At 42.7% G+C, this 15,148-nt stretch carries 12 protein-coding genes, 1 tRNA gene and 1 rRNA gene; 10 read left to right on the top strand and 4 right to left on the bottom strand.

The window, feature by feature from the left end; genetic code table 11:
- The first annotated feature begins 275 nt into the window (after window positions 1-275).
- From MUCPA_RS18325 to MUCPA_RS18300, 7 genes are all read left to right on the top strand, one after another.
- Window positions 276-1,373 carry a carboxylate-amine ligase gene (locus MUCPA_RS18325; protein WP_008508411.1) on the top strand — a complete coding sequence of 366 codons (1,098 nt, stop codon included), beginning with the start codon at window positions 276-278 and terminating at the stop codon, window positions 1,371-1,373.
- A gap of 71 nt (window positions 1,374-1,444) precedes the next feature.
- The gene (locus MUCPA_RS18320; protein WP_008508410.1) at window positions 1,445-2,278 is read left to right on the top strand and encodes a type 1 glutamine amidotransferase; all 834 of its coding nucleotides are present in this window, start codon (window positions 1,445-1,447) and stop codon (window positions 2,276-2,278) included.
- 4 nt (window positions 2,279-2,282) lie between these two features.
- A complete protein-coding gene (locus tag MUCPA_RS18315; RefSeq protein WP_008508409.1) occupies window positions 2,283-3,488 on the top strand; it encodes an ATP-grasp domain-containing protein in 1,206 nt (401 codons plus the stop codon).
- Between the two features lie 124 nt (window positions 3,489-3,612).
- The gene (locus tag MUCPA_RS37115) at window positions 3,613-3,774 is read left to right on the top strand and encodes a FeoB-associated Cys-rich membrane protein (RefSeq protein ID WP_008508408.1); all 162 of its coding nucleotides are present in this window, start codon (window positions 3,613-3,615) and stop codon (window positions 3,772-3,774) included.
- Window positions 3,775-3,836: 62 nt separating this feature from the next.
- On the top strand, window positions 3,837-7,211 hold the full coding sequence (locus tag MUCPA_RS18310; protein WP_008508407.1) for a glycosyltransferase: 3,375 nt from the start codon (window positions 3,837-3,839) through the stop codon (window positions 7,209-7,211).
- A gap of 63 nt (window positions 7,212-7,274) precedes the next feature.
- A complete protein-coding gene (locus MUCPA_RS18305; protein WP_262493010.1) occupies window positions 7,275-8,297 on the top strand; it encodes a pyruvate dehydrogenase complex E1 component subunit beta in 1,023 nt (340 codons plus the stop codon).
- 68 nt (window positions 8,298-8,365) lie between these two features.
- Window positions 8,366-8,920, top strand: a complete 555-nt coding sequence (locus MUCPA_RS18300) for a sugar O-acetyltransferase (protein WP_050982131.1) — start codon at window positions 8,366-8,368, stop codon at window positions 8,918-8,920.
- 125 nt (window positions 8,921-9,045) lie between these two features.
- Here the strand turns inward: MUCPA_RS18300 and MUCPA_RS18295 are convergent, their stop codons facing one another.
- Window positions 9,046-9,519: a VOC family protein gene (locus tag MUCPA_RS18295; RefSeq protein ID WP_008508404.1), complete on the bottom strand. Its 474-nt coding sequence runs from the start codon at window positions 9,517-9,519 to the stop codon at window positions 9,046-9,048.
- Window positions 9,520-9,698: 179 nt separating this feature from the next.
- Between MUCPA_RS18295 and MUCPA_RS18290 the strand changes: the two genes are divergently transcribed.
- Complete coding sequence (locus MUCPA_RS18290; protein WP_008508403.1) at window positions 9,699-9,905, top strand: hypothetical protein; 207 nt, start codon at window positions 9,699-9,701, stop codon at window positions 9,903-9,905.
- A gap of 98 nt (window positions 9,906-10,003) precedes the next feature.
- Window positions 10,004-12,274 carry a Tex family protein gene (locus MUCPA_RS18285; RefSeq protein ID WP_008508402.1) on the top strand — a complete coding sequence of 757 codons (2,271 nt, stop codon included), beginning with the start codon at window positions 10,004-10,006 and terminating at the stop codon, window positions 12,272-12,274.
- Between the two features lie 2 nt (window positions 12,275-12,276).
- Here the strand turns inward: MUCPA_RS18285 and MUCPA_RS18280 are convergent, their stop codons facing one another.
- Window positions 12,277-12,753 (bottom strand): Lrp/AsnC ligand binding domain-containing protein, encoded by a 477-nt coding sequence (locus MUCPA_RS18280; RefSeq protein WP_008508401.1) that lies wholly within the window; start codon window positions 12,751-12,753, stop codon window positions 12,277-12,279.
- Window positions 12,754-12,905: 152 nt separating this feature from the next.
- Between MUCPA_RS18280 and MUCPA_RS37820 the strand changes: the two genes are divergently transcribed.
- Window positions 12,906-13,017 (top strand) — tRNA-Asp (locus tag MUCPA_RS37820).
- A 1,066-nt stretch (window positions 13,018-14,083) separates the two neighbouring features.
- On the opposite strand, the gene MUCPA_RS18275 is transcribed toward MUCPA_RS37820, so the two are convergent.
- Window positions 14,084-14,647 (bottom strand): dihydrofolate reductase family protein, encoded by a 564-nt coding sequence (locus MUCPA_RS18275; RefSeq protein ID WP_008508400.1) that lies wholly within the window; start codon window positions 14,645-14,647, stop codon window positions 14,084-14,086.
- Window positions 14,648-14,918: 271 nt separating this feature from the next.
- Window positions 14,919-15,030: ribosomal RNA gene (rrf, locus tag MUCPA_RS18270) — 5S ribosomal RNA — on the bottom strand.
- Window positions 15,031-15,148 lie beyond the last annotated feature (118 nt).

Raw genomic sequence — 15,148 nt, 5'->3', positions numbered from 1 at the left:
GGGCAAAAAATACGTTGACAATCAACGACTTAAAAGACGTAATATTAAGGAGAACGACGAGTCAATGTTTATTATGCACAGAGAGAACCTTTAGAGCCGCTCTGCCTGTGTAGAGATTGCTTCGTTCCTCGCAATGACGCTGGTGAGATAAGTATCATTGACAATCGAGTGCTTTAAATAGGCAGATACAATGAAGTAATGGCGTTCGGTGAGATAAAACAATACTGGAATAAGCATTTTACAATAACAAGTCTATATCATTAATACACCCAGCAATGAACGAGTTTACCTTAGGTGTTGAAGAAGAGTTTATGGTGATTGATCCTGTAACGCGGGAACTCAAATCGCACGAGCAAAAAATTGTAGATGGTGCCCAGAAAATTCTGGAAGACCAGGTAAAGGCCGAAATGCACCAGGCCGTGGTAGAAGTAGGCACACACATTTGCCACAATACCACCGAGGCGCGTAAAGAGGTAACCAAGCTAAGGCGCACAGTAGCGGGCTTAGCCGGTGATTTAGGCTTGCGGATAGGCGCTGCCGGCACTCACCCCTTCTCGCACTGGCAACATCAGCTGATTACCGATCATCCACGCTATTTTGAAATTGTGGACGAGATGCAGGAAGCCGCCCGCTCCAACTTGATTTTTGGCTTACATGTGCATGTAGGTATCCAGTCGCGCGAGATGGCCATCCATATTGCCAACCAGGTACGCTATTTTTTACCGCACGTATTTGCGCTCTCGGCTAACTCGCCTTTTTGGGAGGGCAGAAACACTGGGTTTAAATCATTCAGAACCAAGGTTTTTGATAAGTTTCCACGTACCGGCATACCCGACCATTTTAGCAGCATAGAGGAATACGATAGCTACATTAAGCTGCTGGTTAAAACCAACTGCATCGATAATGCAAAAAAAATATGGTGGGATATTCGGGTACACCCTTTCTTCGAAACCATCGAATTCCGGATTTGTGACTGCCCTATGCTGATTAACGAGACAATGGCCTTTGTGGCGCTATTTCAGGCCTTATGCGCCAAGCTGTATAAGCTGCGCTTACAGAACATGAATTTCATCACCTACTCCCGGGCCTTAATTAACGAAAACAAGTGGCGTGCCGCGCGCTATGGCATCGATGGCAAAATGATCGACTTTGGCAAGCAGCTTGAAGTAAACACCCGCGCGCTCATCCTTGAGCTGCTGGATTTTGTGGACGACGTTGTAGACGATTTGGGCTGCCGCGATGACCTGCAATATGTACACAAAATATTAGAGCACGGCACAGGCGCCGACAGGCAATTAGAAATTTACAAGCAAAAGGAAAATTTTATTGATGTGGTTGATTTTATTACTTCGCAAACTTTATTGGGAACGTAAATACAGCTATCTGATTTTTGTTTATATTTATAATTTTGCGCTAAACAAAGAATATCAGCAAATTACATACGATGCAGACAGATAAACCCGAAATAAAGGCAGCCATTATAGATTTATATGAAGACTACCCTAATCAGGGCATGCGCAGTTTTCAGGATCTGCTTAAACAATATAAAGCCAAACATAACGTCAATTTAACTTACCAGATTTTTGATCTGCGCGGCAAAAATGAAGTGCCGTCCCTTGATTTCGATGTATACATATCAAGTGGGGGTCCGGGAAGCCCGATCGATTCCGAGGGTACCGAATGGGAGCGCCAATACTGGGATCTGATTGATGCTATCGACACACATAACCAATCAGATGCCATTCAAAAAAAACACGTGCTTTTTGTTTGCCATTCCTTCCAACTGATGTGCCGCCGCTTAAAGTTGGGCGATGTTAACATGCGGAATGCCGAGTCGTTTGGTATTTTCCCCACCCACCTTACCGAAGACGGCAAAAACGAAGTTCTGTTTGAAGGCCTGGCCGATCCTTTTTATATCGTGGATTCGCGCGAATGGCAAGTAATTAACCCAAACGAACAACGTTTTGAAGAAACTGGTGCACAATTACTTTCGCTCGAAAAAGAGCGTCCACATGTTCCGCTACCACGCGCCATGATGGCTATCCGTTTTAACAAATATTTTTTTGGAACACAGTTTCACCCCGAGGCTGATCCGGAAGGGATGAAGATCCATTTTGCCGATGATGAGAAAAAAGAACTCATTATCAACGAATACGGGCAGGCGCGCTATGATGATATGTTGAATAGCCTTGCCCATCCGGATAAAATAGTACTTACCCATCAAACTATCATCCCTAACTTTTTATACCAGGCTTTGCAAAGCCTGCAGGAGGAATGATGCCATGGTACCATCAGCAAGAACCGCGTTTAACGCCAATTTCGCAAACGCAAAATACCAGTCGTTTTTAAGGGAGCTCAATGCCGGCCTTTCAAGGCCAATTGAATTCAGGGTGGCAGAAACGCCGGTTTTTATTGACGAGGCTTTCAAAAATAAACTGATAGTTGCGGGCAATGATATTATAGACACTATATTACGCCCCGATTTTAAAAACTTAACGGAAAAAGCCATACCCCAAAACTGGAAAGTTGCCAAAGAGAACGACCATCCACATTTTATTGCGCTCGATTTTGGGGTATGTAAAAACCCCGAAGGCGAACTGGTACCCAAACTGATTGAATTGCAAGGCTTCCCGTCTTTGTTCGGCTTCCAGGTGCATCTGGCAGAGCATTATCAGCAAACCTTCCAAATTCCGGACAGGGACTGGACGATTTACTTTAGCGGATTGGATAAAGAGGCTTACATCGCTTTGCTAAAAAAAACAATCGTTGGCCCTTACCAGCCCGAAGAAGTGGTTTTAATGGATGTAAGCGCTTACGATCAAAAAACGGTTGTAGACTTCCTAATCACACAACAATACCTGCATATCCCCATAATTGCCCTGCAGGATTTAAAACAGCTGGGCAACCAATTATTTTATGAAGTAAACGGCCAGCTAAAACAGATTAAAAGAATTTATAACCGCCTGATATTTGACGAGATTGAAAACGACCATAAGCTTTTAAACGCGATGGTTGATATACGACAACCACTTGACGTAGAGTGGATAACGCACCCCAACTGGTTTTACCGCATTAGTAAATACACCATGCCTTTTTTAAATGGCGATTATGTACCGAAAACTTATTTTGTTGATCAGTTGGGCGAAATCCCCGCCGATTTGGAAAATTTTGTATTGAAACCGCTCTTTTCATTTGCGGGGCAAGGGGTTATTATCGACGTCAAAAAAAACGATATTGAAAGCCTCAGCGATAAGCATAACTGGATATTGCAACAAAAAGTAAATTACGAACCCGCCATACAAGCCCCTGATGGAGGGGTTAAAGCTGAAATAAGATTGTTGTATCTTTGGCCAGATGGAGACCGAAAGCCCACCCTTGCTATCAACCTTACGCGGCTAAGTAAGGGTAAAATGATTGGTGTGCGTTATAACCAGGATTTTGACTGGGTGGGAGGCACTGTAGCCTTTATAAAAAATAAAATGGAATAGCGTACGTTTGTTATATAATACGAATAGTGCTACATTTAATAATTATTGTTTTGATTAATGAGGATTAGATTTTTATATCGCCTCGGCGGAATTTAAAGGCAAAAAAATTATTTAAGTTTGCATCATGAATTTTCAGATCGTTATTATTTTATTACTTTTTGCAGCAGCCCTGTTTTACCTGGGCCGGATGGTATATCATAGTATCTCTGCAAAAAAGAGCTGTGGCTCAAACTGTAAATGTGGCGTCGATTTTTCAAACATCGATCAAATTAAACCTGGCAAATAAATCAGGACGATATTTAACCCCATTTTCTTACCAATTAATTTTCCCTAAATTTAAAAGTATTGATGTCGTCTAATAAACAAGTTTTTCAGGCAGACACTCCCGGAAGATGGACACGCTTTAAGTGGCTCAGCCGATTGTTAGTTGTTGTTTTAATATGCGGTGTAGTGGGTGCTGTGATCACCATAACATCAAAAGAGTATCCCCTGCTGCCTAATTTAACTGAAGCACCCAAAAAAATTTCGAAAGAAGAGTTAGAGGCCTTAAAGCATTCAACCAAGTACAAGGATTTTAAATTACAGAAAGCGCAGATCCAGGAGCTCAGGCACAACTTACGCTTGCACCAGTTAAAGCACCCGAGCAACAAGGACCGTATCAATGCAGCCTTTTATGTAAACTGGGATACACAATCATTCAATTCGCTTGCAGATCATATCGGAAAGCTGGATATGATTGTGAGCGAATGGTTTTTTATAGCCCCTAACGCCGATACCGTTAATGCTAAAATTGATACGGCATTAATGCGTCTCAATAAAAAGTATAAAAAGCCCATCATCGCCCAGATCTCCAATTATGTAAACGTAAATAACGTTAAAGGCGGCTGGGATACTAAAGATGTTGAGCGTATTATAGCCAGCAAAAAAGCTCGTACAACCTTTATCAACAGCGTTATTGCCAAATTGGTTAAATATAATTTACAGGGGGTAAATGTTGATTTTGAAGACCTGAAAGACCGCAATAGCGCCAATTTTATCACCTTTCAGAAAGAGCTTTACGCAGCCCTGCACCCCAGGGGTTTATTAGTGACCCAGGATATTGTACCTCAGAATGATGAATACGACGTTGAAGAGCTGGTAAAATATAACGATTACCTGTTTGTAATGGCTTATGATCAGCATACCGAATCAAGCAACGATGGCGATATCTCCCACCAGCACTGGGTTGAAGCGATTTTGGATGATATTTGCGAAAAAATACCCAGCAGCAAAGTAATATTAGTTGTTGGAGCTTATGGTTATGACTGGCCCGAAAACAGCATCGGTAAAAACATCACCTATCAACAAGCTATCAGTACCGCTTATGAGCATAAAAGCAAGATTATTTTTAATCCCGAATCTGCCAATTTGCATTATAAGTATACCGACCTTAATAGCATGCCTCACTCGGTATATTTTACCGATGCAATAACTAATTTCAACATTATCCGCATGGCCGATGATTGGGCCACAGCTGGCATAGCCCTTTGGCGCTTAGGCTCTGAAGATCCTCGCCTGTGGAGTTTTTTCGACAAGAACCTTTCGCTCGATTCGCTACACAAAACCGGTGTTGATACCGCTAAACTAACCACAGTAGGCTTAAATAACCGGATTGACTACGCGGGTGATGGCGAGGTACTCGACCTGGTTTCAACACCATCCCCCGGTAAAATCAAAATATCCATTGATCCTAAAACGTTCACCATCACCAATCAGGATTATATTAAACTGCCTACCAAGTACGTAATACGGAAATACGGTTATGCGCCTAAAAAGGTGGTATTAACGTTTGACGATGGTCCCGATCCGGATTACACGCCCCAGATACTTGAAATATTAAAACGGGAAAAGGTACCCGCAGCGTTTTTCGTAGTAGGGTCGATGGTTGAAAAAAACATCCCCTTGCTACGGCAGGAGTACGAAGCAGGGTACGAAATTGGCAATCATACCTTCTTCCATCCCGATATATCAACGGTAAGCCTTCAGCGGGTTACCCTCGAGTTAAATGCCACACGGCGGCTCATCGAATCAATCACCGGGCGCAGCACCATCCTGTTCAGGGCGCCCTTTAATGCCGATGCCGAGCCGCAAACTATTGCCGAGGTAATTCCGGTAGCGTTAAGCCGCCAGCAAAGCTATATCAACATCGGCGAATCCATCGATCCGCACGACTGGGAACCCGGCGTAACAGCAGATAGTATTATAGCAAGGGTTAAAGCCCAGGCAGATGCAGGCTCCATGATATTGCTGCACGATGCAGGTGGTGATACCCGCGAAGAAACCGTAAAGGCCCTTCCCGAAATTATTCACTTTTTTAAAAGCAAGGGCTACCAGTTTACAACCATTGCCGATGTGTTGGGTAAAACTAAAAACGACTTGATGCCGCCCATCACCGACGATGCCGATAGCGGCATAGTAGGCAGCCTGTACAACATGTTTATACTATCGGTTTTTTATGGCAACTGGTTTTTATTATACCTGTTTTTCTCGGCCATATTTTTGGCGATGGGCAGGGTAATATTAATTGGCATTTTGGCTTTAAGGCAGTTTTTTGAAGATAAAAAAGAAGTTGCCGAGCGCTTGGCTAACGTTAACCTGCCACCGGTGAGCATCATTGTACCTGCATATAACGAGGAGGTGACGGCTACAAAAACGATCCAGAGCTTACTGGAAACCAAATACAAAGAATTCGAGATCATTTTTGTAGACGATGGCTCAAAGGATAAAACCTTCGAGATTGTTAAAGCCGCTTACGAAGGAAACCCACGTGTTAAAATACTAACCAAACCCAACGGTGGAAAAGCATCGGCATTAAACTTTGGCATCAGCCAGGCCAGCCACGAGTTTGTGATCTGTATTGATGCCGATACGCAATTAAAAGACGACGCGGTTTATCATTTAATGACTTATTTTACCGATGAGGAAATAGGGGCCGTTGCCGGGACAGTTAAAGTTGGTAACGAAAACAACATGATCACCAGATGGCAGTCCATCGAATACATTACAGCCCAGAATATGGACCGCCGCGCGTTCGATCTGCTGAACAGCATCACCGTTGTTCCGGGTGCTATTGGTGCCTTTCGCAAAGCGGCTATCACCAAGGCAGGAGGTTTTACTTACGATACCCTTGCCGAAGATTGCGATTTAACTATGCGCATTCTGAAGCAGGATTATATTATCAAGAACTGCGCCGAAGCGATTGCCTATACCGAGGCGCCCGAATCAATCAACATGTTGCTTAAGCAACGTTTTAGATGGAGCTTTGGCGTAATGCAAAGTTTCTGGAAAAACAGAGACGCCCTGTTTAACAAAAAGTATAAGTTTTTTGGGATGGTGGGTATGCCCAACATCCTGATCTTCCAGATTATACTGCCGCTATTTTCACCTCTGGCCGACTTGATGATGATACTCGGCTTATTTGGCGATCATCGCGAAAAAATCCTGATTTATTACGTAGCCTTTGTGGTTGTGGATCTGATTGTAGGTGTAATTGCCTTCCGGCTGGAAAGAGAGAATTATAAAAAATTGATATACATTATTCCACAGCGTTTTATATGGCGCCAGTTAATGTATTATGTACTTTTTAAATCCATCCGCCGTGCGGTAAAAGGCGAATTAAGCGGTTGGGGGGTTTTAAAACGTACTGGAAACGTTACCGTTAAGGATACACCCACGAATACCTGAAATATTTAGAATATTTAGGCATAAGCATGGTGAGCAGGAGTTGCATTATTAAGTTTACTCATTATATTTGCAGACGCTAAAACACTTGATTTAACAACAGGAATGAGAGAAATACAATTCAGAGAAGCACTTCGCGAAGCAATGAACGAAGAAATGCGCAAGGACGAAACAATTTATCTGATGGGTGAAGAAGTTGCCGAATATAACGGTGCTTATAAAGTAAGCCAGGGTATGTTAGATGAATTTGGCGCAAAACGTGTTATCGACACACCAATATCTGAGTTGGGCTTCGCCGGTATCGCTATTGGTTCTGCCATGAACGGCTTAAAACCAATTGTCGAGTTCATGACGTTCAACTTCTCATTGGTAGCCATTGACCAGGTTATTAACGGCGCGGCCAAAATCATGTCGATGAGTGGTGGGCAATTTTCTGTGCCTATCGTATTCCGTGGCCCAACAGGTAACGCGGGTATGTTAAGCTCGCAACACAGCCAATGCTTTGAAAACTGGTATGCTAACTGCCCCGGTTTAAAGGTTGTTGTTCCGTCAAACCCGGCAGATGCCAAAGGTTTATTAAAATCAGCAATTATTGATCCGGATCCCGTTATCTTCATGGAATCGGAATTAATGTATGGCGATAAAGGCGAAGTACCAGAAGAGACTTACTATATTGAAATTGGCAAAGCCAAGGTTGTTAGCGAAGGTAGCGATGTTACTTTAGTTGGCTTTGGTAAAATAATGAAAGTTGTTATAGCAGCCGCCCAGGAACTGGCCAAAGAAGGTATTAAAGCTGAAGTAATTGATTTACGTACTGTACGCCCAATTGATTATGATACTGTAATAGCTTCGGTTAAAAAAACAAACCGTTTGGTTATTGTTGAAGAAAGCTGGCCATTAGGTTCAATAGCTACCGAAGTTGCCTTTAAAGTACAAAAGGATGCTTTTGATTATTTAGATGCGCCTATCCTGCGTATTATGGGTGGTGATGTTCCATTGCCTTACGCGCCTACTTTGATCCAGGAATACTTACCAAATCCTGAAAAAGTGGTTAAAGCGGTAAAAGAAGTAATGTACGTTAGAAAATAATTTGTTGAATTAAAAATATAAAGGCTCTGAGATAATCGGGGCCTTTTTTGTTTAATAACAATACGCAAATGACAGAAAAAGAAAAAATGGTAGCCGGGCTGCCCTACCGCGCCAACGATGCCGAATTGATCGAACTGCGTACCCAGGTTCGAAAGATATTAGGTCCCTACAACCAGGTTGGCATGCATGAAACCGAAGCCCAAACAGCCATGCTCGGGCAGATACTTGGCAAAAAAGGCGAAGGGAGTTGGATTGAGCCTCCATTTTATTGCGACTATGGCTTCAATATCTCGGTAGGTAAAGATTTCTACATGAATTTTGATGGTGTTATTTTAGATGTTGCAGCGGTAACTATAGGCGATAATGTTATGTGCGGCCCCAAAGTGCAGATCCTTGCAGCCACCCACAGCATCGATCCTACGGAACGAAACTTTTCGGGTACCGAACTGGGTAAGCCGGTTACCATCGGTCACCGCGTATGGCTGGGCGCCGGTGTAATTATTTGCCCCGGCGTAACTATCGGCGATGAAGCCGTAATAGGCGCAGGAAGCGTGGTAACCCGTGATATTCCCAGCCGTGTATTTGCCGCAGGTAACCCTTGCCGGGTAATCAAAGTGATATAATATCGTTTAAAAGAATCTACCCATCCCTCGTCGAAATGGCTTTTATGGCAATACTCACCTTGATGTCATTTCGACCAGCGGGAGAAATCTTTTGCGCAAAGCCAGGTCTGCTGTTACTTTGAATATCAGCCCGACTCACTCGCAGCCTTCAACACTGCTATATCCAGCTTCACCATCGCCATCATCGCCTGCATTACCCGCTGCGATTTTGCCGGATCCGGGTTACTGAGTAGCTCTCCTAAAGCCGGTGGCACAATTTGCCAAGGTAAGCCAAACTTATCCTTCAGCCAACCGCATTTAATTTCCTGTCCGTCGGCAGATAGTTTATCCCAATAATAATCAATCTCTTCCTGGGTTTCGCACTTCACAAAAAAAGAAACACCTTGTGTAAAGCTATACATCGGGCCGCCGTTTAACCCCATAAACTCTTGTCCCTCCAACTCAAACGTGGCCGTAAGCATCTTGCCTTTACCGCCGGGTGCACCGTCGGGCAAGCGGCTAACATGGCTAACTTTCGAATTTTTAAATATCGTAGTATAAAAATCAAGAGCCTCTTCCAGGTTATTATCAAACCATAAAAACGGGGTTATTTTTTGCATCTTATTTATATTTGGTGTTATAATCGGTTGCCTGCTCAGGTAAAGTTAGCTATTCCAATCCCAAATAAAAACGGCAAAAAGGGCCAATTACAGGGGCTATTCGAGACAGAAAAGCAAACTTTGCCAGGCAATCAACAAATAAATTAAACGCATTCGGCAATTATCATTAATTTTAGATTATGGACTCCGAGTTAAAAAAGAAGCTACTTATTCCCTTCCTGGTATTCGTTGGCTTGCTTGCACTAAACGCCAACAGCATTATAAACGCTATCAACCAGCACCAAACATCACGCGTCATCATCGCTTCAGCCTCCAGTGTATTTATCATCATCGCTTTTATCGTGGTTATCCGTTCGGTCAAAAAAAACAACAATAAAACATTTTAAGTCTTAATCACCCTCAAAATTTGCACGTTTTGTTGATAAGCAGTTTTTTGATTTTTATATAAATACACGCAACTTCGCAACCTCAATTTTTGTTTAAAATGATATCCCACTATAAAAAAATTGCCGACGAACTTTCTATAACCGAAAAACAGGTTAACGCCACCATCGGTTTATTAGACGAAGGCGCCACGGTACCCTTTATATCCCGTTACCGCAAAGAGTTAACCGGTAGCCTTGATGAAGTGCAGGTAGCCGCCATTCGTGATCGCATGCAGCAGCTACGCGAACTGGATAAACGTCGCGAAGCTATTTTAAAATCGTTAACCGAGTTAGGTAAATTAACGCCCCAACTGGAACAGGCTGTAAATGCCGCCGAAAGCATGACTATCCTCGAAGATATTTATCTTCCTTATCGTCCTAAACGTAAAACACGTGCCTCTGTAGCCCGCGAAAAGGGCTTGCAGCCTTTAGCCGACGTAATTTTATTACAAGGCAAACTTGATTTACAGGCCGAAGCCGAAAAATATATCGACCTGGAGAAGGGCGTTTCCACATTAGACGAAGCCTTAGCCGGCGCACGTGATATTATAGCCGAACATATTGCCGAAAATGCCGAACTGCGCACACAAATACGACAAGTATTTTTAGAGAAAGGCGAATTTCAAACCAAGGTGATTGCCGGTAAAGAAGAAGAAGGGATTAAATACAAGGATTACTTTGACTGGAAGGAACCCCTTAAAACAGCTCCATCTCACCGGATACTGGCGATGCGCCGTGCCGAGAAGGAAGAAATTTTATGGCTGGATGTATTGCCTCCCGAAGAAAATGCACTCCAAATTATAGAAAATCAATTTGTAAAAGGCAATAACAATTGTACCGAGCAGGTTAAGTTGGCTGTAGCCGATGGTTATAAACGCCTTTTAAAACCATCTATGGAAACCGAGGTAAGGCTGCTTACCAAAAAGAAGGCAGACGAGGAAGCGATCAGGGTGTTTGCTGAAAACATTCGCCAGTTATTACTTGGTGCGCCACTCGGCCAGAAAAGAGTATTGGCCATTGATCCGGGCTTTCGTACGGGCTGCAAAGTGGTTTGCTTAGATGAACAAGGACAGTTATTGGAGAATACTGCCATTTACCCACATACCGGTGCAGGAAATTTAAAAGACGCGGAGAAAACGATTAAGCACTTGTGTACCCAATTCAATATCGAGGCTATTGCGATAGGGAACGGTACCGCCGGGCGCGAAACAGAAACCTTTATAAGGGGCTTAAACTTGGCAGGCGTAGCCATTGTAATGGTAAACGAAAGCGGAGCATCGGTATACTCCGCTTCGGAAATTGCACGCGAAGAGTTTCCGGATAAAGATATCACCGTTCGCGGAGCGGTATCAATCGGTCGGCGACTAATGGACCCATTAGCGGAATTGGTCAAGATAGATCCTAAATCAATCGGAGTGGGGCAGTACCAGCACGATGTAGATCAAAATAAATTACAGCTTGCCCTTGATGATACCGTAATGAGCTCAGTAAACGCGGTGGGTGTAGAGCTGAACACGGCATCGAAACAAATTTTAGCTTACATTTCGGGTTTAGGCCCGCAATTGGCTCAAAATATTATTGACTACCGTAACAAAAACGGAGCGTTTAAAAGGCGCGGCGATTTAAGGCAGGTTGCCCGCTTAGGCGATAAGGCCTTTGAACAGGCAGCAGGCTTTTTACGCATCCGTAATGCAGACAACCCACTCGACTCGAGCGGTGTGCATCCCGAAAGATATGCGCTGGTTGAGCAAATGGCTAAAGATTTAAATTGCAACGTAAAGGATTTGATGCAGGACGAACAATTGCGCAAAAAAATCTCGTTACAAAAATACGTTACCGACCAGGTAGGCTTGCCAACACTTAACGACATTATGGCTGAGCTGGCTAAACCCGGTCGCGATCCGCGCGAGCAGTTCGAGGCCTTTAGCTTTACCGAAGGCGTTAATCAGATAAGCGACCTAAAGATAGGCATGCAATTGCCCGGCATTGTTACCAATATTACCAATTTTGGAGCCTTTGTTGATATTGGTGTGCACCAGGATGGATTGGTGCACTTAAGCCAGATTACTAACCGCTATATTAAAGACCCAAACGAAGTATTAAAGGTGCATCAGAAGGTAAAGGTTACGGTTACCGATGTAGATGAAAGTAGGAAAAGGATTGCATTATCGATGAAGGATAACGAAACCAAAGATACTACAAAACAAACCGGCAAAATGATGCCAAAGCAACGGAACAATCAAACCGAACTGAGAAGCCCGGTTAAACAACGCGATGAAGAAACCGATATGCAAGCTAAATTAGCAGCATTAAAAAGCAAGTTCAAGTAAAATTAATCCAGCGTAATTTGCCTTTTGATGCTCTCTTCAAGAGATATAAAAGTTTCTGTGCGCTGGATACCTTTTACGCTTTGAATCTGCTCGTTCAATACTTCGCGCAGGTGGTTGGTATCGTGGCATACAATTTTTGCAAAGATACTCCAGCTACCCGTTGTATAGTGCAGCTCTACAATTTCCTTAATTGATTTAAGCTGCTTAACGGCTTCGTTGTATTGCGAACCCTTTTCAAGGTAGATACCTAAAAAAGCACAGATGTCATATCCCAGTTTTTGCGGGTCAACCTCAAGATTGGCGCCCTTGATCACTCCCATCTCTTCAAGCTTTTTCATCCGTACATGGATAGTTCCGCCGGATACGATTAAATCCTTAGCTATCTCGGTGTAAGGGGTAGTCGCATTTTTCATCAATATTGATAAAATTTGGATATCCAAATTATCAATTTCTAAATTTTGGGCTTTTTTGTGAGACATAAATTTATAAATATTTATCTAAATACAAGTTTAATTAAAAATTGTATAAAAATGCAAATAATTTGTTGAAATATTTGCAAAGAATGGATAAGCGTGTTAAATTTGTATCAAGCAAAAAACCTAAAAGCTAATCTTGTTCTTTTAAATAATAATGTTGGGTGGTGAAATTTTTGGCAGACACACCTCCTTGTCCCGGTGGCGGAGATCATGGAAAACCCGAAGCGGGCTAACCACTCTTTGAAGGTTCGAATCCTTCCCCAACAGCAATTCAAATTCCGGTTAATTCCATAGTTTGAATTATATCCTGTAGGATGGTGAAATTTTTGGCAGACACACCTCCTTGTCGCGGTGGCGAAGATATTGGGAAACTCTCAGCAATGAGAATAACCACTTCGTGAAGGTTCGACTCCTTCTCCTACAGCTCTTCTCATAATTTAGGTTTATAATTGGTTAGTAAAGGCCCCTGCCCATCAGGGGCTTTGCTGTTTTATAACAATTTGTAAATCGTTAATCTTTAAAAATCGGTATCTGGAATCAGCCTAAAAAAACTGGGGAAAAAAGGAAAGCATTTGGTTTAGCGATAGCTCACTATCGTAGCCGCCAGATACGTCGTCATTATAAGTGACGGACCCGGCGGGCCGGAAAAAAACAGGGATGACGTTGGGAACCTGTAGGCTGTTTTGCGCAGAAAGAAAAGTGCGCAAAAGCCTGACTGCACGCCGGGCCGGGTGTTGGCCTGTGGGCGGAAGGATCGGGCAGTCTTGATTTTATTCACCTGTGTTTGTTTTTTTAAGGTGTGGCTGAGCTCCCTACGGTCGGTTTATTCATTATTGTTTGTTTTTCAATGTATTCATGAGGTTGCTCTCGCTTAGTTTTGGTTACTTTTTGTATAAAGACAAAACTGCGTAGCAATCATTCATACCAAAAACAAACAATAGTGAATAACGTGACAAGCCCCTTCCCGGGGCAATTGAGCGGGACGATGTTCTAAGTTAAGAACACCGATTATCAACGCAATAAAAACACGCTAATAATCAACAACTTGGGTAATCCAAATGATAAGCCACATCAAAAAAACGTACAGAGCCATGCCGCACGTCCTTCGACAGGCTCAGGATGACCGCTTCCGCGCGCAAAAAAAGGGCGTGTCATACTGACCAAGGCTCCGGCTCTAAATTAAGAATACTGATTTTAGGAGAAAAAATACACCTTGATAATCAATAGCTTATACATCGTCATTATAATTAACAACGTGAGTAACCACAAAAAAACCGCAAATTAATCGGAGTATCTTAGTAGATTTCCCACAGAAACCCATTGTAACATTCTATTACTTTCTAATTTCGTAACATAGGCCCACCATGCCACTTTTATACGCTGTTACATCTTTTAGATGCAATGCATGTTCTTGCTCTATCAGATCAAGGAACGGCGTTCCATCGCCTAAAATAACAGGTAAAATCGAAAGCCTTATTTCATCAGCTAAGTTTAAGCGAATAAAATCTTTGGTCAGCTTAGCGCCGCCTATAAGCCAAACATTTTTGTAGCTGGGTTTAAGCCTTTCATTTACCAGTTTGACCAGGTCGCCAGAATAAGTTTCGATATTCTGCCGTTCAAGCGGAAGCTCTCCGTGGGTTAATACAATAGTTGGCACGGCTCCGTAAACCCACCCATAATCTTTAGAGAGTTCCAGTGCATGCTCATAAGTGGTGGCACCCATTATGTAGCAGTCTATCTTTTTAAGAAATTCCGCCGTTTCTTGTTCAGTAACGTGAACTCCTTTCTCATAGTTATCAGGTGTTTCAAACCACGAAACGCTATTATCTTTTTTAGCAATATATCCGTCAAGACTTGAAACCATGTGTATGGTTACTTTAAATTTATCTGTCTCCATTGATGTTGTGAATAGGTGTTGTTGAACTGATATTTACACATCTAAATTACGTACCTGAAAACCGATAACTAATCGTCAAGGTGTCTTTTCTTTAACATTTGTTTATAAGCGGTAACAATGTTATCGGTTTTGTTGAAATTTATCAACCACGTGAGGAAGAGTCAAGAGTTTAGATTCAAGAAGCATGAGTTTAGCTGCGAGAAGCAAGAGAAGAGAAAAAGCATATTTCATAAAAAAACCCCACTAACAAAGTTAGCGAGGTTAATTTAAGATTGGGCACCGACCTACTCTCCCACGTTTTACCGCAGTACCATCGGCTCTGGCGGGCTTGACTTCTCTGTTCGGAATGGGAAGAGGTAGACACCGCCGATATAGGCACCTGAATTTCTTGTAGATTCGAGTATCGCGTTATGTGTATGGCCCATTGCATATTGAGATTTTTATCTCTTTCTGCTATAGCACCAATTACTTGCTATACTGTCATCTGATATTTTATTTGTT

It is taken from the genome of Mucilaginibacter paludis DSM 18603, from assembly GCF_000166195.2.
Classification (GTDB): Bacteria; Bacteroidota; Bacteroidia; order Sphingobacteriales; family Sphingobacteriaceae; genus Mucilaginibacter; species Mucilaginibacter paludis.
Note: the sequence above shows the minus strand (reverse complement) of the source record. Positions and strands in the feature narration are given on the sequence as shown.

Coding starts and splice junctions, on each gene's coding strand:
- MUCPA_RS18295 (WP_008508404.1), bottom strand. CDS start 9,519: ATGCAAAAAATAACCCCGTTTTTATGGTTTGATAATAACCTGGAAGAG.
- MUCPA_RS18275 (WP_008508400.1), bottom strand. CDS start 14,647: ATGGAGACAGATAAATTTAAAGTAACCATACACATGGTTTCAAGTCTT.
- MUCPA_RS18285 (WP_008508402.1), top strand. CDS start 10,004: ATGATATCCCACTATAAAAAAATTGCCGACGAACTTTCTATAACCGAA.
- MUCPA_RS18310 (WP_008508407.1), top strand. CDS start 3,837: ATGTCGTCTAATAAACAAGTTTTTCAGGCAGACACTCCCGGAAGATGG.
- MUCPA_RS18315 (WP_008508409.1), top strand. CDS start 2,283: ATGGTACCATCAGCAAGAACCGCGTTTAACGCCAATTTCGCAAACGCA.
- MUCPA_RS18325 (WP_008508411.1), top strand. CDS start 276: ATGAACGAGTTTACCTTAGGTGTTGAAGAAGAGTTTATGGTGATTGAT.
- MUCPA_RS37115 (WP_008508408.1), top strand. CDS start 3,613: ATGAATTTTCAGATCGTTATTATTTTATTACTTTTTGCAGCAGCCCTG.
- MUCPA_RS18320 (WP_008508410.1), top strand. CDS start 1,445: ATGCAGACAGATAAACCCGAAATAAAGGCAGCCATTATAGATTTATAT.
- MUCPA_RS18300 (WP_050982131.1), top strand. CDS start 8,366: ATGACAGAAAAAGAAAAAATGGTAGCCGGGCTGCCCTACCGCGCCAAC.
- MUCPA_RS18280 (WP_008508401.1), bottom strand. CDS start 12,753: ATGTCTCACAAAAAAGCCCAAAATTTAGAAATTGATAATTTGGATATC.
- MUCPA_RS18290 (WP_008508403.1), top strand. CDS start 9,699: ATGGACTCCGAGTTAAAAAAGAAGCTACTTATTCCCTTCCTGGTATTC.